Raw genomic sequence first — 18,051 nt, forward strand, 5'->3', positions numbered from 1 at the left:
GCAAGGCATTGTCAAGCTTGAAAAACTTTCGGATCGGGCTCTAACATCATACCTGCTTGCTTATTGCCTTTTCGAGCAGTATCGTAAGACGATTTCTTATATTAAATAATATATCTGGAGAAATATTATGTCTGATAATGAGACAAAGGGTATAAACACTTTACATGTTTTAACCACAGACATCGTGGCATCCTTTCTTTCCAGTAACTCATTGCCAACAGAACAGATTCCAGAGCTTATCCATCAGGTTTATAATGCCTTGACCTCAGTGGAAGACAAACAGGAAGTATCTTCTGTTCTGACACCGGCTGTTCCTATTAAGAAATCTGTCTTCCCTGATTATATTATTTGTCTGGAAGACGGAAAAAAGCTGAAGATGCTGAAACGTCATCTCATGACAGCTTTTGGCATGACTCCTGCTGATTACAGAACCAAATGGGGCTTGCCATCTAATTATCCAATGGTTGCTCCGGCTTATGGTGAGCAACGTTCAAAACTGGCTAAAGAAATCGGTTTAGGAAAGAAAGAGGCTGAAGAAATAGAACCACAGGGAGAACTGATTCCAGTGACAAAAATCCCTGAAGTGAAACGCGGACGGAAATCAGTTAACAAAAAATGACATTAGAAGAGTATTATTCTCATTTTTTTGGGGTGTGCAGTGAATAAAAATAGTAATGTTTTTAAAGTGGATCGCAATACAAATCGTATAAACCCTCTTAAGAAAAGAAGATTTAGTGATTTAGGATTCAAGGAACGAGACCATATTCAAGAGTGGCTTGTTCATCAAAGCAATGCATTGGGAGAAGACCTCTTAATCATACAAAAAGAATTTGATGGTTTTGATGACACAAGAGAACGTCTAGACCTTCTTGCTTTGGATAAAGCAGGAAATCTGGTTATCATTGAAAATAAGCTTGATGATTCCGGTCGAGATGTTGTCTGGCAATCACTTAAATATACTGCATATGTTTCAAGGTTAACAAAGGGACAGATTGTTGATATCTACCAACAATACCTCGTAACGTATGAAGGTGGTGGATTATCGACCGACAAAATATGCGAATTCCTTGAAGTTGATGACATTGATGAAGCTGTCCTTAATTCAGGAAACAGTCAGCGTATCATGCTTGTTGCGGGCCACTTTAGGAAAGAAGTTACTGCTACTGTTTTATGGCTCATCAGTAGAGGGGTAAGGATACAATGCTTTCGAATTACGCCATTCTCTCTAGAAAATGACGTTCTGTTAGATATTGATCTAATCATACCTCCTCCTGAAGCTACTGATTATATGATAGGAATCTCATCCAAGGAGAATGAAGAAGCGACTGTTCAAGGAGTGCAGAAAGAGCGTCATCAAATTAGGTTTAATTTCTGGTCTCATTTGTTAACAATTTTTAGAAATAAAAATATTGAATTATATTCAAATGTAAGCCCTACGAAAGATCATTGGATTAATGCGGGTTCTGGGTTGAGTGGATGCCCGTATAGCTTGGTTTTTGGGAAATCTGAGTCTCGTGTTGAATTGAGTTTTTCACGAGGAGATACTTTATGGAATAAATCTATATTTGATAAATTTTATGAGCATAAAGATGAAATAGAACACGCCATCGGAAAAAAATTAGAATGGAAGCGATTGGACGACAAAAAATCCAGTCGTATCGTTTTGACACATTCATTTGACGGATTTGATAAAAATAATTGGTCTACCATTGTAGAATGGATGGCCGAAAATATTTTATTGTTCCAAAAGGTTCTTTCTCCATATTTAGACAAATATGGACAGGCTATGAAGAACAGTCATTCTGAAGATTCCTTGAACATGGAAGAAGATCAAATGGAATAAACTTACCATACTTTATTCTTAACTCGGTCAACATTCCTCCATGTTGACCGCTTCCTAGACACACATTTTCAAACTCCCATATGAAATAAGTAAAAACAATTGATTTGCGCTTCTAAACATTGAAATAATTATGATTATTTACTTATAATTATATTTGATCGTCACATTTATAAAATGTTGACCATTTATTTTATAAGGAGAATTTTATCATGCAATTTCGACTATTAAACAATAAAGCAAGACCCAAATGGGAAATCAGCCGTTGGACATACAGCCCTGAAAAGAAACGAGCCATCAAGGAAACCCTTGGTTCTTTCCCCTGCTACTATTCCATGGTTTCCCGTGACATTCTGGATAAATGCACTACGCAGGAAAAAGCTGAAGTTATGGAATGGTGGCGTGTCACAAGTGAAGCCGTGAACAGAGAACGTGTCAGAAATCAGGTCACAAAGCTTCCTGTTATCTTCAAAGACCTTGAAACCCTGTTGGACGTTATCCAGGATAGTCCTGAAGACCTCGCAGAACTCAAAAACCATACCTATGCGTTGAAAGAGGCTGTCAGCAAGGTTGTTCGCAGGAAGTCACGCCAACAGAAAAATCAGGAAGCCGTCAACAGCAGTCCCGCTTGACCTTTCCTTATGTTTTCCCCTTCATAATCAACAATATTTTATGTTGACTGTTTCCCTATTTTTATAAAATCACATCAACACAAAATTATGTTTAAGTTTTCAGGTATGTAACACATTTTATGTAAAGCACCTGTATTAGACCTACAAAATACCTTTTACCCCTGTTTATGTTTTCTCATCTTGTTTGCCATCTCCTTTGTTATCTTTTGAATATAGCCAGGCATACCAGTATCCGCTTTGCGTCTACTGGTAACTGGCAAGGGGGAAAATGCTTTTCCCCCGTTGACCCCCATTTAAGCAGGAGACCCATTGCATGAGTGAAAAAAGAAAACTGAAAAAATCGTTACTGGTTCGTCTGGATGATGAACAATATGCGTGCATTACAAACCATGCCAGACAGCGTGACATCACAGCCAACAGTTTTGTGCGCGAGTGTCTGGCAGGTGCTCTTTCTCCCTCTGATACATATCAGAAGGTCAAGCCAGTTAAAGCCTATAGTCCACGCACACCTCCCAAGCCGGAATACATCAAGGAGCTTTACAGGCTCAGGGAAAGCACGGCTGAACTGTGTGGGGCACTGGTGCAATACGCCATCAAATCACGTCAGGAGGGTCATGTCATGGCTCATGCTGAAGCAGAATCCCTTATCCCTGATGTGCGTGAAGCCGTGCGTAATCTGGACAGGCTCCGCAAGAAGCTTGAAGGAAAATAATGATTAGCGGGGCTACACGTGGCAAGGGTGGCTCAGGACTATGGCGTCACCTTCTGGACTACAAGCGTCAGAATGATGCTGTCATGGTCGGTGCATCACGTGGGTTGATTGAAACTGGCACGAAAGACCAGATTAAAGAACTCACCCATATTGGCAGTTATGCCAGTCATTCCAAGCCTCTCCACCATGTTCATGCAGACCCCGCGAAAGACTGGACACCAGACCAATGGGCTGATTTCTGGAAGTCCTATGAAAATGAATTTTCTCTCCAGAAACAGCCCTTCACTGAAGTTGTGCATGTCAAACATGGCCGGGAACATAAGCACAGGGTGTATTCCCTTCTGTTGTCATCCGGTTCCTGTATCCGAATGGATAACGATTTCATCAGACGTGAGAAACTGAACCGGCTGGCTGAAATACGCACAGGGGAACCCATCCTGTCCGGCAGACATAATGATGCTGTTATCAAGGCTCTGGATGCTGAAGGGAAAACAGCCCAAGCCCAATTACTCAGAGATGCAGGACTGGAAGGAATACGCACCAGAGGGAAACTGAAGCCCCAGGAACGTGCCCAACAGGAACGCACCCATATTGATAAAGCTGGACTGGCTGTCATCATTCTCAAGGGCTGGAAGAGCTTTGTCCCGACTGTTCTCATGGAGCAGTTAAAGGCTCATGGCTGTTCTCTGGCTATGGGGAATAAGGGGCCGGTTGTCATAGACCAGACGGGCAATGTTCATGCGTTGAACAGGCTGGTCAACATGGCTTCCAAAGCAGAGGGAAAACCTCTGAAAATCACAGCAAAACAGGCTGTGAACTACGTCAGGGGGTATGACCTCCCATTTTATGCAGACATTCAGAAGAAAGGAAAAACCAATGACAGAACCATTCCAGAACTCGGAACAGGGCAAGAGGATTACTTTATACCAGCAGACCTATCAGGAAGCCTGTGGAGCGAACAGAAACACACAGGACATACTCGACCTGATGAGCAACCAGACAGGAGACAAACCCTCACCCATCGACCAGATACAGCAGTTGCTCGAAACCATCGCATTGCAACAGGTTCAAATCCTGTCAGCACAAAGCCAGATATTGAAAAGATTGTCAGCACTGGAAAGCTGAACAGAGGCGTCACCCACGTTGCCCGTCTGTCCCATGTAGTTCTAATTACCCCGGATTATATCAGGGACATCAAAGCCCGATTGAAACAGGCCAGAGAGGAAGACTGGTATTTTTATCGCAGAGCCTATCAGAACCTCAAAGACCAGCAATACTGGCTTGACCAATGGAACAACAGTATCGACAGCAATATTCTGCTTTTGCTGGTGGAACTGTTCCTGAGCCTGTTTTTTGGTGGGTCTGTGACTATCAGAAACAAGCCTTATCCCATTGCCATAAATTTTGGGCTTCCTGCTCCCATCAGTGATGCGACATGGAACATGATGTCAGAAGACCAGCAGGAAAATATCCTGTTTGAAAGTTATCTTTTATACAAGGCATCCTACGGGAATTATCAGAAGTTACATGCCCAACAGAACAGGATTCCTATCACGTTTGAGTTTTTCCTGAACCTGCATGAAAAGGATATTCTGACACGGATGATTTCCAGAAATGTGGACTATCTGGAAGATAAAGCCATAGACAGGGAGAAAAGGGGAATGGACGCGGAAAATGCGAAAATTCTCCAGGATACAAATGACCACATGACATGGATGAAACAGAATAATTCAGACGTTGAAAACCATGGGAACACACTGAAAATGTAAATGAAATACGCATAAAAAAGGAACCCCGAAAGGTCCCTCATGAAAGCAATAGTGGGCTGGTTTTTATTTTTAATTTCCAGTTGGTGCGTTTAACATTAAAGGCGGACTAAAATCGCTTGCACCGTGTATTGTGTATACCGGATTTCCGGCATATCCAGTTGCCCCTTTAGCCGTTAGATTTGTTTCTCCATCAGGCTCAGTTACAGATACTTGAGAGAGATCAGGAATATAAATATTAGCGGATGGATTGCTGGCCATATCACTTTTTAATTTATTTTCTGTATTTGTTTGATCGGTGGCGGTGCCATGCGGACTAATTAAGCTATAGGCATCTGCAAATGCTTGGTAATCTTCAGCAGATATACCAAGGGTTTCGGCAAATTGAACAGGACTTGTAATTTCATTTCCATAAGCATCATACATTCCTGTCATACTTTGAATATTTAACTGTGCGAACTCCAACATATTATCCAAGGCCCACTTTGATCCTCCTGCTGTATAACTATTAGATGCATTATATTTAACCTGAGTGCTGGATGAGGAAGAACTATCTGAACTCGAATCACTGGAACTGCTAGAACTACTACTGTCAGCAGAGGAACCAGAACCATCTGCACTGCTACTGGAAGCACTGCTTGAAGAAGACGTAGCAGAGCAACCGGATGCTGTGGCTCCTGCTCCAACAGCCTGACTTAATTGATTGGCTATGGTGCAATAGGTTGTCCCAAGGTTTGTTCCTGTTGCCTGTAAACCTAAAATCGTCACAACAGCAATCAGGGCAGAAAGTATGCCATATTCAACAGCAGTTGCTCCAACGTCCTGCTGTATTTTCTTTTTATAATAAATCATATTTGAAATCCTCCTTTGTATATATACATTTTTATTGTAATATATATTCAGGAATAACTTCAAACATATCGAACTATTCAGAAAAATTCTTCCAGATTGTAGACATAAAAAAAGGAACCCCGAAAGGTTCCCCATAACATATAACGCTTGCTTCTGTAGATTAACCAGCAGTGTTAGCAGAACCCAATGCAGAACCAACTGCACCGAATACAGTTTGTAAATGCGTTCCAACTGTTGTAACAGAAGCAATAATACCAACAGAAATTAAGGCAGCAATCAGACCATACTCGATAGCTGTAGCACCAATCTCATTTTTACGATTTTTAACTAAAGTTTTCATATGAAAATCCTCCAAATATTAATATAGAGCACCATACTATTATGATGCCTTAAATACATAATACTGTATTGATTTGCATATTTTCAAGAAAAACGAACTTTTTATAATTTATTTTCTTGACATTATCATTTATGTATAAAATAATAATCTTATGTTGTAGCGACATAAGTGACCATCAAACTCCCTCCCGAAAGCAGTTTGGTGGTTTTTTATTGCCTACTTACGTTTTTTGGTAATCTCATAGGTCATCAAGACTAACCCGGACCATCAGCGGATTCTGCTTCCTTTCTCGAATGATAGCCAGGGTTTCCTGATCTTCCGCTGACATCAGTTCCCTTTTGACGGGTGTATCCCGGTTTTTCACAATGTAGGCAAAATAGTCCCGAATAGCATCACTGGGCTTGATACCCATGGACTTCAGAACAGCATAAGCCTCATCCTTCATATCCTGGGGAATTTTATAGCTGACCCGTGTGAGCATGATAGACCTCCATGTGTCGCTTTTATATCCATAAAAACTATACAACCAGCAGGATTTTCCATGCAGAAAATGCCACCCAACTGAGTGGCATTCCATCCTCTGATATCAGGCTACCTTCCAATAGGTCATCTGGTCTTTCATGATGACTTCAATATAGTGACGCATGGAGCGCAAGTCTTTGGTGCAGTAGCGTTGCACCAGCTCCTCCTCTTCTTGGCTCAGGGTGAACCATTGCGGGAGCAGGTCACGTTCTCTGGCAATCTCAGCCATAATCCTGCGTGCCAGAAGGATAACATCCTGACCTTTTGGCTGGTCAACCAGCACAATCCTGCATCTGGAACGGAGAGGTTCTGACACCTGTGAAAGGTCATTGGCTGTCAGCACCCAACGCACGTAACCCGCATTGACTGGCAGGTTCAGATATACGTCATTGAATGACCCGGCTTCCATCCCTTCAAGGAACTGAAGCATGACATCCTGCACATTCCCATGCTGTCCACCCCTTGGAGCCTTATCGATTTCATCCAGGATAATGCAGGGGTTCGCAAGTTCCGTGCTGGCCATCAATTCCGTGACCAGAGAAGGCTTGGCTTCTCCAAAACTCTGATGCACTCCCATCAGGGACAGAGCATCTGTCATGCCCGAAACATTGATGGTTTTGACAGGGTAGCCAGCCATTTCATGGTAAAGCCTTGCCACTGTGGACTTGCCACACCCTGGAGGCCCAACCAGAAGCACCGGACGCATGGGAACAACCTTTCCCCATTCAGACCATTCCTCATCACTGCAAGCCAGCACCTCAACAGCCTGTGGAGCATGAGGACACGCTTCCAGAACTCTGGCCTTCAGGGTCGCAAAGTTGCGGGGGGTATGGAGTTTGACAGGGTTTTCCAGCCTTCTGACACTGGCAAAACGGTCAATGCGTCTTGAGGAGGAATTTTCGGGAAAGCTGTGGTCTTCAGGAAGAACCTTCAGGCAGGTAAAGCCTGACCTTTGTTCACCAACAGGGGTTTCCTTATCCGGGACAATGCCCAGAAGCTCTTCAAGGAATGCTTCGGAAGAAAGAGAGTCTGTCTGTGTATCGGGAGTATTGTTTTCGGTCATCTGCCTGTTCCTGTTGTGTGAGAAGGGAAGAAATGCAGAGTGACGGTCGTATGGTCATAGACTACCTCCAGAGAATGAACGCACCTGTCCTGTCAGAATAAAAAACAGAACAGGGATAAGGAAGGATGAGGAACAGACAGCTAAAGCTGTCAGGGAATAATCAGGAAGGATATTCGCCGGTTCATCATGGAATGGATGATACCACAAAAACCATGCGCTGAGAGCCGGGATAGGAAAAATTTTCTCAAAAGACCATTTTTAAGTAATAGTGAAAATAATTAAATAAATTCTGTTTCAAAAACTTGACTTTTTGAATACATAACCATTATTATGTAAATACAAAGGGAAAATCGTATTCAATATTGTGTATTCAAAAGTATTTTAGAAAATAATCCCTGATTAACAATTTAAGGAGACATTCTATGAGTGAAATTACATTCCGCACTGGAAACCTGACCGTCCATCATATTTTTTCACCTGTTGAAGGGTTTGATGACATCGCACCAGGATATGTCAAAGACTACAGGACATTCCTGCAATCCTCTAAAATTACACAGACAATGCAGGAAGCCTATATTTCCGCAGTACGTGAATTCCCTGTATATCCCAAAAGCAACAAGCTTGAAGGTACGATAGAAGACCAAGCCTATAAATTATTAGATTTATATCATTCTGATGGCATCCAGACTATTCTGGACGTGCTCGCTCCACAGATTATTGAAAAATATGGCGAAGATCAGTTATCCGTTTTCATAGTGGCTTTTCTGGAAGGTGTTTTAAGGGATATTGAAATCATAAAGGGAGATGGCAAACATCACCTGTCCTATTTCAATCGTGACCTTGATTGTAGCTGTGCTTCTGTCCTGAAGAGCTACTTTCCTGATGATTATGCATTGGGAGATTATCTGGCCCGCTATTTCCTTGCAGACAGAGTGACAGCCCTGCATGTCTTTGGCGGTGTGCAATGATTTATGGATATGCACGTGTCAGCACCAGAGACCAGTCGACTGATATGCAGGTCAGTCGATTGCTGGAAGCCGGGATTCCAAAAGAAAGAATTTTTATGGATGTCATTTCCGGTGCAACAGAAGACAGGCCACAGTTAAACAGTTTGCTGTCTCTGTTAAACAAGGGAGATGTTCTGACAGTCTGGAAGGTGGACAGGCTTGGAAGACGGACAGCCCATCTCGCACGATTGCTGGAAGAATTTGACCAGAAAGGGATAACAGTCAGAAGTCTGACAGAGGGTGTGGATACGTCAGACAGGTCAAGCCGTGTCAGTTATCTGCTGATGTCGGTCATTGCCCAGAATGAGCGTGAAACCATTAATGAGCGCATTAGAAGTGGCATAGACCATGCTCAGAAATACGGAACGAAAACAGGTCGTCCCATAGGCAGACCCAAAGCCAGTTCTGCAAAAGTGCAACATGCTCTGGACCTTTTAGCCTCTGGAAAAAGCTACAGACATGCATCTTCCATTGCTGGCGTGTCTTTAGCCACATTGGTCAGACGTGTTCAGGCCATGCAACAGAAAAACCAGTTCACACGCCAAACCAGTATTTTTGAGACACTGAAGCAGGAAGCCTCCTGACAGAAAGGTCTTGATTTTCTACGAAGGTCTTCTACAATTTCCTTCACGTCAGGATTATAAAAGTCTTTAATATCAGTATGTTATTTAGGCGACTGCGGGATTCTTGACTTTCGAGTCCCGCAGCTCGCACCACAGGTGCCCTGTGTGATGAAGGGTGGTTCGGCAACACCGGGGTAAAGACGGTTTTGCCCTGATGGGTTCCTGCGCCGTGGCCGCAGTCCTGGCGACTGGTATAAGGCCAGCAGGCAGGGGGCTTTATCGCATGCAGGTTCGTTCCGTGCTGGCTGGGCCGCATGCGTCCAGATACTGTTTGAAAGTAGCCTGTTGATAAAAAAATAGAAAAGTTTTTGGGGTATCTTTCCCTAAAAGGCGATATTTTTGTCAGACTGTTGCAACGAAATTCACCCAAAACTTTTCTATTTTTAATATATTATTGATCCTGTCTTTTAAATACAGTCTCCTGGAACGGGGATACGTGCCAATGGCGGTATCAATGCCATCCCCCGGAAGACGAAAAATCAAACGGAAGCTTCCAAAATAGCAGTTTCTGATGCGTTCTGGTGCCTTGAAACGTTTTGTGCCGGAGATCCCTCATGTTAGTGCCGACACGAAAAAAGCATTTCAGCGGACAGGTGTCACGTACTCCATGCGGGGACTGGACGATCACAGAACCGGCTGTGCAGGTTGCCTGTTCACGATACAGCCTCGTGGCATCAGAGCATATTTTCTGGATAGTCATATGGATGGCAGCTTACTCAGCGATGGTGCTGGGTGAAATCTGTAACCGACGGAAGAAGGACCTCCAGATCACGCCTGTGCGTTCCAGATACATGGGATCTGGTCTGAAAGACGTCCTGGGCCGCGTGCTTGGTCTGGAGTCATCAAGGCAGGCGGGCCAGATGGTTGCGCTGGAACAGGCGTTCTTGTGGTTCAAGGCCCGTGTCAGCCTGCCTGTGGGGATCATGGTGCCTGCATTACGAAATACGGTGTCCGTCCAGTGCAGAAATATGGATGTTCATCTTCGACAAATTGTAACGGGCATTTTTGATATTTTTGGAATATTTATGCATATCCTCCTTTAAATGATAAATGCGCATCATGTATAATTTCACGCCTGATTCCATGTTGTCCCGACAAAAAGAAATGACGCATGTTACACCTGTTTGAAGATGCCCTGAATTCAGTAGAAAATATGCAGAATTCTGAAAATATAAATCAATTGAATGCGGAATTTCGGAGTATATTGACGAAACTGAAACATTTTGTTCATACAGCCGGGCTGGTGCATAAAACCCGTGTTACGGAATGCTATCTGATTGACAGTACGTATCCTGATGACTGGATGCAACATTATATTGACAATTGTTATCAAAATATAGATCCCGTAATCGCAACTGCCAGGCATGAATTCCTGCCCTATGGCTGGGGATCTGTAGGTGTCCGTAATAAAAGCCAAAAAAATATGATGCAAGAATTTCAGGATATCGGCTTTAGAAGCGGATATGCAGTTCCCCTGCCGGTATCCCCTTCTATGCTGTTATTAGTCGGAATGGCATCTAATGATAAAGAAATCAATTTTCGTGACCGAACGATACTGCAAATCGCGATTAACCAATATCACGCCTGCTACATGCAAATTACCAATGGTGGGACATCTAAAGAAGACTGTTCCCTTTCAGACAGGGAACGTGAATGCCTGCTGTGGGTCGCGCAAGGGAAAAATACTCTGGAAATCAGTTCCATCCTTAATATCAGTGACAATACGGTCAAATATCATCTGAAAAATATCATGCAGAAATTGGGGGCCCATAATCGCATTCAGGCTGTTGTTCAGGCAATCAACCTGGGCCTGATTCATCCCTGATGCATATGTAACATCATGTAACATGTGTGCCACCTGTTCAGGTAGGAGGATCTTAAAGACTGACTTTACTACGATAAAGGCTTGGTTCAACTGTAATGGCCTTTATGTGCATGCTCGTCCCTACTGTGCATTTCATGTCTGGATTACCGCGCTCAGGCTCAACATTGCTTGCGGCATTGCTTCGACAGAATCCTACGATCATCAAAGCAGGGCATATTTCTCCTGTTGCTCCCATGATGTTAAAATTAAGTTCCGTTATGGTGGAGGGGGAGTATCAAACCGAATTTGACAGGGACACAAGGCATCGTCTCCTGCGGGGGATATTGTTCAATTATTATGGCGGGGATTCATCCCTGAATGCCAATAATCTGTCAGTGATTATTGATAATATCCGTCTGTGGTGTACCAGACTTGGTTTGATCAATGCTATTTTCCCAGAAGCAAAGATTATTTTCTGTGTCAGGGACCCTGTCTGGATTATTGATTCATTTGAACGTGTGATGCAGCAAAACCCTCTTTTAAGTTCAAAAATCGTCCCGATCGAACACAGGGGGAATTTGCACAGCCGCGTGTATTCCCTGCTTTCAGCCAATGGGGCATTCGGGTTTTGTTGGCGTGCTTTTACCGAAGCATTTTATAGCGATTTTGCTCATAACCTCATTGTCGTAGATTACGATGTCCTGGTTCATGAACCTGCCAGGACATCGAGTATTCTGGGCGATGTATTAAACCTTCCCGCATGCAAATATGATTTCGAAAATGTATATTTCGAAGAACCCGTCAAATTTGATGAAAGTCTGAATTCCCCCGGCCTGCATAAAGTAAGACCGCGCGTTGAAGTTCTGCGTCGGCGCCCAGTCCTTCCCCCGGATATTGTTTCAAAACTTGCCGGGAATCGTTTTTGGTGTGACCAGAGGAAAAAAGCCGGAAGGGCGGTAGTCATTACCTAATGATTTTAAAAACACAGAACCGCGCATATTGGGATTGTAATGTTTTTTGATGGAAATTTTTCAAAAACATTCAATTTATTTTATGAATTCCTGATATTATCCCTTTATATATAGCATTTCCATACGTTTTATCGCCTGAAGACGGTTCTCGATGGAAAGGGATCTATAGAGCTTTATAATATTTTCTTCATCTTTTGTAAGTTCGATCGGTATTGTTTCGTTATTCTGTCCGTTTAGGAAAACTTCTTCGCTGATACCAAATATTTCCGCAATGCGGGGTACATGTTCGCTGATATGGCTGGAACGTCCTGTTTCCCAGAAACAGACGGCGGCACGCGACATACCCAACATTTCGGCAAATGCTTTCTGGCTTAATCCCGCAGCCTTGCGCAATAACTGAATACGTTGCCCGATTTCGCGTGAAGGTGAAAAACCGTGCAGATCGGTTGCGCTCAGCCCATCATCGGAAATGGCCTGACTTTGCTGGATCCATTTACGGAAACCCATGATGGTTGTTTCCTGCAAGGTCAGAAAGGCACGTCGTTTTCCTTTCCTGCGAAAGACGACATGGTTTTTTTCAATACTGTCAATGACACGCACTTCGCTGCGTGGGGGGGCACCGGTCCAGGTCTGTCCGGGTTTTAGGGTAAATAAAGGCTTCATGATCGTGTGAATCGCCCCCTGTGGGAGAACACAGGGGGCGTCCTGTTCAGGCTGTCAGGCGCGTATCATTTTGGGGAATATTGTCTTTTTCGACATTATAAGGCCCACCCGCAATGATTTCGAGGCACAATAGCCCCATCAATGTGGGATGCCGGTGCCCAAGTGGCAGCGTGGCCTGCCCATCTGTCCAGCGGCAAGGCTCCTTGCAGGGCATATATCCCCCATCATGCCATCCCGCCGGTGCGTCGGGTGCGAGGTGGGACGTAACGGGACGGGCGATATTGCCTTCAAACAGTTTGATGCTCCTGACCAATACACCCAGATGGCGGCGGTCATCCACATAAGGACCAACCATATCTGACGGGCGGCCCGTGCGTGACATGATCCGTACTTCCTCGATCCCAGGTGGGATCATGAAAAAAGCATGGCCATTGGCCTCGCGCATCGTGCGCAGTACGGCCCCTGTTTTTGTAACCAGGTGCAGGTCGGCGTTGGTTTCCACGATCGGCGGTTCGGACCTGGGCGCATGACCAGAGGCAATGGCCCGTTCCCCGATCCGATGGAACAGGGGTTCGACGAAATCACGGTTGACCGCCAATGGTGCTGCGGCATCATCGGCCCAATTTCGTGGTGACGACCCGATGCGCACGACATTGCCAGCCTGATGGAAATTGCGGCGGTTTCCGGTATCAAGATAACTTTCGCTCAGCATACCGTCGGCCATGATGACGGAATGTTGTGCGGTTTCGATATGATAATAGTCATAGGATGTGATCGACTTGTCATAAAAAATGGATCGACCGTTCACCAGCATGCGGACGGGCACAAATTTCCCGTCAAAGAACAGGCAGTGTTCCGCCGTGATCAGCATATCCTTGTACGGTACGCCATCGGTGATCGCATCCTTGACGATACGCACGGGATATCCGGCTTCATCATCTGGCAGGTGGGGCCGCACCACGGCTTTGTGGTGTCCTGCCCAGACGATGTTCCGGGTTGTGCCAGCAGGGACGGAACAGTCAAAAATGTTGATGGCGTCACCAACCTGAAGGGCCTCGACCGCGATGTCCCCCGTCGGGGTCTGGATCATGGTGCCCGAAAGGAAACAGACAATCACTGTGCCTGTATCACCGCTTTCTGCAACGGCATTGACATAGTTGGAGGCCGTCGGGTCCGTGTTCTGGTACTCACCCGTCAGCGTTACACTGTCATTATTTGAAAATGTTATGTCAGTTGTTCCCAGCAGGGAATTATAACTGACACTGCTGATGGTCGCGGGGGAACCGTTGGATTCGATAATGATCGAATCCCCCGTTCCAAAATTTTTGATTGATGCCCCCGACAGCAGGGCCAGCCCGGTGCTGGAGCCAGCCAGGTTGAGCACGCCACCACCGGACTCGAAATTGCTTGTCGCACCAGACAGGGCCGATATGACGGCCGAACCGTTGAATGTTCCACCGTTGCTCAGATTGATGGTCACGCCTGTGGCTGCATTCAGCAGTCCACCACCCAGCGAGATCGTCCCCCCGTCCGCATTGAGGATCGTTTCGGTTCCGATGGCGACGGAACCGGCGGAAACGGTGACGGAAGTATTTTTTTCCGCAGTGATCGTATAGGTGCTGAGTGCTGTGACCGGAAGGTCCAGCAGCCCCGTAATGTTGATGGTGGCATCGACCTCTGCACCGGTGGAGGAAGATACCGTGGCATCGGCGCTTCCCAGAATACCAAGTACCGCAATTGGCATAAGGTCATATGTTCCACTGCTGGTAACACTGTTTCCCGTTCCGAATAGTTGGGTCATTTCATCATTCCTGAGCGTATCGAATGGAACTCGTGACCAGGATAATGCTCCTGAAATGTTATCATTATGTGAATCGCATGGTACGAGGCAGGGACAGCCCGCCCGACGCTCTCCGCTGTTCTGGCGTAAGAGAGTGTTTGAAAACAGATCATTGATAAAAAAGGAAAAGTTTTTGGGTGCCGCCTTTTTTCAAAAATGCGGTGTCTTCTGAAGCTTTTCAGAAAAAGCTTCACAAAAAAAACTTTATAATTTCAGTATGTTATTGAGCCCGATCTACTGTCCGGTCGGACCGTTGAAAATCCATCCAAAGACAGCAGCATTCCTACAGGGCAGCAGAAAGAAGAAGCGTCAGGCACAAGATGACAATGGAAATCAGTGTTTCCGTTCCAGACCACACGACAAAGGTCTGTGCCAGCGACAGGCCCAGATATTCCTTTAATTGCCAGAAAACGGGATCGTTAACCGGGCCAAAGGCGATTGATCCTGCGCCTGTTGCCAGTACCAGTAGTTCCGGTGATACGCCATGCAGGTGGGGGAGTGCTGGTGCGATCAGGTTTGCCGCCGTGCCGGTGGCCACGGTGGCCGATCCTGTCGCAAGGCGGATGATCGCAGCCGACAGGAACGCCAGCAGCAATGGGGACATATGCGCGCCCAGGGCCGCGGATGTCAGGGCTGCGGAAATGCCGCTGTCGATCACCGCCTGTCCGAATCCCCCGCCCGCGCCCACCAGCAGGATGACGAATCCCGTCGGGGCAAGGCAGGATTGAAGGGCATGGGCAATCTGTTGCGGTGTCATGCCCGCAGGCCTGCATAACAGTACGGCCACGGCCAGCAGCGACACAAGGAGGGCGATATTCGTCTCCCCCAGTGCCTGCCCCAGCATATGCCATATCCCTGCGCCGGATATGGCCGCCAGCACCTGCCCACCCCCGATCAGCAGGAATGGCAATAAAATGCACAGCACGCTGCGCCCCGGCGGAGCATGAATTTCTGGCGTGGTGCGTATCTGGAATTCCGCTTCCATCGGGCTGGTCGCAATTGTGCCGATGTGACGGATGACAAACTGCGCGAACACAGGCCCGCACAGGATTGCCGTGGGCAGCATGACAAGCAGCCCAAGCATGAGATTGAGTGTCAGGCGGGCATGGTAAATGCCGATGGCCAGCATGATGGCCGGATGTGGCGGCATGACCGCATGGGCGATCGACAGGCTGGCAACCAGGGGCAGGATGGCCATCAGCACAGGCCTGCGGCTTTCCTGTGCCGCGATGAAGCCCAGCGGGGCCAGCAGGACAAACCCCACGTCAAAGAAGATGGGCAGGCCGACAATCATGCCGGTCGCGGCCATGGCCCAGTGCAGGTTGCGTACGCCACATCGTTGCATGACCGAGCGTGCAACCGTATCGGCCGCCCCCGACTGCGCAATCAGTTTGCCGAACATGGTGCCAAAGGCGATCAGGAATCCGATATTGCCCAGCGCGTTGCCTGCCCCGTGCTGGAACGTGGTCACGGCCTGCGCCGGGCTGTGACCTGTCGCCAGCATGACCGCGATGGCCACACCGAACAGCACCAGCAGTGCATTCAGGCGAAAGCGGGCGATCAGGACAATGATCATCCCGATCGCACATCCCCCGACGGCAAGGGCATGGGTCAAGGGCATCTTGGCGGTCCCGGGTGGGGAATGTCACATGCGCGGTGTGCGATCATGTCACGTCATGGGGGTTTTCCACGATGGGCCAGATCCCGCGCGTCAGCTTGGTATATCTGGTGCGTTTCGGGTCGGATGGGTAATGCGTGCCCGCATCGACATAAAGGACTGCGGCGGCAATCCCGATAAACCCGGCATAGAAATGGTTGGTGGATTTCACCACCAGTACGTCCTTGGCGGTGGGATCAATGCCAAGGTTGGAGAATATGTCCGGCTCGAAACACTGGGTACGGTTGGTGTTCACGATGATGTCGATATGTGTGCCAGCAATCCGGATGACGGCACTTGCGCCCAGTGGAACCCTGCTTTCGCCAAAGCTCTGCCATGCCGCATCGACGACATTGCGCACTTCGACATCCGCGTCGATCGGGTCCCCGCCGCCGGGACCGGCCTTGCCGCCGATGCGCAGGTGAATCCGCGCGCCAATCCCTGCTGCCTTGCAAAATGCGACGGCGATCGGGTCCCAGATCGTCGCAATCCCCACATTGTCGATGCCCGCACCGATCAGTGCCGACAGCAGCAGCGTCCCGTCCCCCGCGACGCCGCCCCCGGGATTGTCCCAGATATCCGCCAGTACGACCGGCGCGGTGGTCGCAGGGTCGGCAATCGCATCCCGTGCCCGTGTGATCGCCTGTTCGGGGGACAGGGTGTGCATGCGCGTGCTGCCGCGAAAGCCAAATACCTCCATGCCCAGATCATGCGCCAGATGCTCGCCGCCGTCCGGGTCATTGTCCGTTACGACCACAACCTGTGTGCCAAGGTCAGCCACATTCCCCGCAAGGAACCCATGGATGAGGGAAATGGACAGGATCCTGCCCGTGCCCTGTAACGCTACGATCCTGTCCACGAACCCGCGCAATGGTTGTTGGCTGGTGGGCAGGACGTCAATCATCCGGCAGTCGAATGTCGAAATGACCGGTTTTATGTCACGACGTGCCGCGCGCAGGACAATATCGACAAGTTGCTGTGCGCGTTCCATGAAATCAGTGTGCGGGAATTCCAGGAACGCATTCATGGCATCCAGGCTGCGTACGCGTTGTGCGGTGAGGTGACTGTGCGGGTCGAATGTCGCCCCGATCACGACATCTGGCCCAACGCAGTCGCGGATATGCGACAGCAGGTCTCCTTCGCAATCATCGTAACCCTGCGCGACCATTGCACCATGCAACCCCATGACCACCGCATCCACGGGCATGGCGGCACGTAACTGTTCCAGGATCTCGTCACGTAACTCTTCATAGGTCTGGCGTTTGACCAGGCCGCCGGGTTCCGCCCATGTGCAGGTGCCCTCCACCAGTTCGAAATCCCCGTCCGCCCTGCGCGAACGCAGGGCGGGAACTACGGCGGAACAGAGTGTCGGTGTGGGAGGATGCTGCCCCGGTGGGGCATAGAACGCAGCTTTGAATGCGGACAGGTCGGTTGGTACCGGGGAAAAGGTATTGGTTTCGGTTGCAAGTGAGGCAACAAACACGCGCACGTTCATTCTCCTCTGGGTATCAGGGGGTCTGTTTCTGTGTTGGAATGATTTATAGTTTTTTGAGAAAATTTTTATGAAATATATTTTTAAAATCAAATATTTTCGAAAATTTCCCAATCGGGAATCTTATGATTTCCCTCTTCGCAAAAAGCTGTTTGAAAATTCAGTCTGGGGAGAAAATACAGCTAAAGACAGGAAGTTTTTCGGGGAAGGTTTTTTAAGAGATTGTTTGAAAACAAGTCATTGATAAAAAACAAGAAAAGTTTTTGG

General features: G+C 47.2%; 18 protein-coding genes. 10 read left to right on the top strand and 8 right to left on the bottom strand.

The features are described 5' to 3' along the window. Positions 1-127: 127 nt before the first annotated feature. From B7G66_RS02485 to B7G66_RS02510, 5 genes are all read left to right on the top strand, one after another. The gene (locus B7G66_RS02485; RefSeq protein ID WP_003616547.1) at positions 128-619 is read left to right on the top strand and encodes a MucR family transcriptional regulator; all 492 of its coding nucleotides are present in this window, start codon (positions 128-130) and stop codon (positions 617-619) included. 39 nt (positions 620-658) lie between these two features. Next, on the top strand, positions 659-1,843 hold the full coding sequence (locus tag B7G66_RS02490) for a DUF4268 domain-containing protein (RefSeq protein ID WP_003616545.1): 1,185 nt from the start codon (positions 659-661) through the stop codon (positions 1,841-1,843). Positions 1,844-2,052: 209 nt separating this feature from the next. After that, positions 2,053-2,472, top strand: a complete 420-nt coding sequence (locus B7G66_RS02495; protein WP_040510274.1) for a hypothetical protein — start codon at positions 2,053-2,055, stop codon at positions 2,470-2,472. Positions 2,473-2,785: 313 nt separating this feature from the next. After that, positions 2,786-3,184, top strand: a complete 399-nt coding sequence (locus B7G66_RS02500) for a hypothetical protein (RefSeq protein ID WP_003616542.1) — start codon at positions 2,786-2,788, stop codon at positions 3,182-3,184. After that, positions 3,184-4,953, top strand: a complete 1,770-nt coding sequence (locus B7G66_RS02510) for a hypothetical protein (protein ID WP_003616540.1) — start codon at positions 3,184-3,186, stop codon at positions 4,951-4,953. Before B7G66_RS02500 ends, B7G66_RS02510 begins: the two co-directional genes overlap by 1 nt. A gap of 69 nt (positions 4,954-5,022) precedes the next feature. On the opposite strand, the gene B7G66_RS02515 is transcribed toward B7G66_RS02510, so the two are convergent. From B7G66_RS02515 to B7G66_RS17090, 4 genes are all read right to left on the bottom strand, one after another. Continuing rightward, the gene (locus B7G66_RS02515; protein WP_159107945.1) at positions 5,023-5,802 is read right to left on the bottom strand and encodes a Flp family type IVb pilin; all 780 of its coding nucleotides are present in this window, start codon (positions 5,800-5,802) and stop codon (positions 5,023-5,025) included. Between the two features lie 160 nt (positions 5,803-5,962). Then, positions 5,963-6,142: a Flp family type IVb pilin gene (locus B7G66_RS02520; RefSeq protein ID WP_080545377.1), complete on the bottom strand. Its 180-nt coding sequence runs from the start codon at positions 6,140-6,142 to the stop codon at positions 5,963-5,965. A gap of 238 nt (positions 6,143-6,380) precedes the next feature. Further along, entirely contained in the window at positions 6,381-6,623 is a 243-nt protein-coding gene (locus B7G66_RS02525; RefSeq protein WP_003616537.1) for a type II toxin-antitoxin system RelB/DinJ family antitoxin, read from the bottom strand. Positions 6,624-6,728: 105 nt separating this feature from the next. Then, complete coding sequence (locus tag B7G66_RS17090) at positions 6,729-7,727, bottom strand: ATP-binding protein (protein ID WP_003616534.1); 999 nt, start codon at positions 7,725-7,727, stop codon at positions 6,729-6,731. 422 nt (positions 7,728-8,149) lie between these two features. On the opposite strand from B7G66_RS17090, the gene B7G66_RS02535 reads away from it, so the two are divergent. The 5 genes from B7G66_RS02535 to B7G66_RS02555 all read left to right on the top strand — a co-directional run bounded on the left by B7G66_RS02535 (position 8,150) and on the right by B7G66_RS02555 (position 12,132). Beyond that, positions 8,150-8,695: a hypothetical protein gene (locus tag B7G66_RS02535; protein ID WP_003616532.1), complete on the top strand. Its 546-nt coding sequence runs from the start codon at positions 8,150-8,152 to the stop codon at positions 8,693-8,695. Then, positions 8,692-9,318 (top strand): recombinase family protein, encoded by a 627-nt coding sequence (locus B7G66_RS02540; RefSeq protein WP_003616529.1) that lies wholly within the window; start codon positions 8,692-8,694, stop codon positions 9,316-9,318. The genes B7G66_RS02535 and B7G66_RS02540 overlap by 4 nt, the downstream gene beginning before the upstream one ends. Before the next feature lie 593 nt (positions 9,319-9,911). Further along, the gene (locus B7G66_RS02545; RefSeq protein WP_141313072.1) at positions 9,912-10,400 is read left to right on the top strand and encodes a hypothetical protein; all 489 of its coding nucleotides are present in this window, start codon (positions 9,912-9,914) and stop codon (positions 10,398-10,400) included. A 68-nt stretch (positions 10,401-10,468) separates the two neighbouring features. After that, entirely contained in the window at positions 10,469-11,182 is a 714-nt protein-coding gene (locus B7G66_RS02550) for a helix-turn-helix transcriptional regulator (protein ID WP_003616525.1), read from the top strand. Between the two features lie 110 nt (positions 11,183-11,292). Next, positions 11,293-12,132 carry a sulfotransferase gene (locus tag B7G66_RS02555; protein WP_080545481.1) on the top strand — a complete coding sequence of 280 codons (840 nt, stop codon included), beginning with the start codon at positions 11,293-11,295 and terminating at the stop codon, positions 12,130-12,132. 96 nt (positions 12,133-12,228) lie between these two features. Here B7G66_RS02555 and B7G66_RS02560 read toward each other — a convergent pair whose 3' ends face one another. The 4 genes from B7G66_RS02560 to B7G66_RS02575 form a co-directional block, all read right to left on the bottom strand. Further along, a complete protein-coding gene (locus B7G66_RS02560) occupies positions 12,229-12,795 on the bottom strand; it encodes a helix-turn-helix domain-containing protein (RefSeq protein ID WP_003616521.1) in 567 nt (188 codons plus the stop codon). 46 nt (positions 12,796-12,841) lie between these two features. Then, positions 12,842-14,539, bottom strand: coding sequence for a Hint domain-containing protein (locus tag B7G66_RS02565; RefSeq protein WP_239016119.1), 1,698 nt, complete (start codon positions 14,537-14,539; stop codon positions 12,842-12,844). A 379-nt stretch (positions 14,540-14,918) separates the two neighbouring features. Beyond that, entirely contained in the window at positions 14,919-16,256 is a 1,338-nt protein-coding gene (locus B7G66_RS02570; protein ID WP_003616517.1) for a GntP family permease, read from the bottom strand. Positions 16,257-16,299: 43 nt separating this feature from the next. Beyond that, complete coding sequence (locus B7G66_RS02575; RefSeq protein WP_040511156.1) at positions 16,300-17,781, bottom strand: M81 family metallopeptidase; 1,482 nt, start codon at positions 17,779-17,781, stop codon at positions 16,300-16,302. Positions 17,782-18,051: the final 270 nt, after the last annotated feature.

Source organism: Novacetimonas hansenii JCM 7643 (genome assembly GCF_000964405.1).
Taxonomy (GTDB): domain Bacteria; phylum Pseudomonadota; class Alphaproteobacteria; order Acetobacterales; family Acetobacteraceae; genus Novacetimonas; species Novacetimonas hansenii.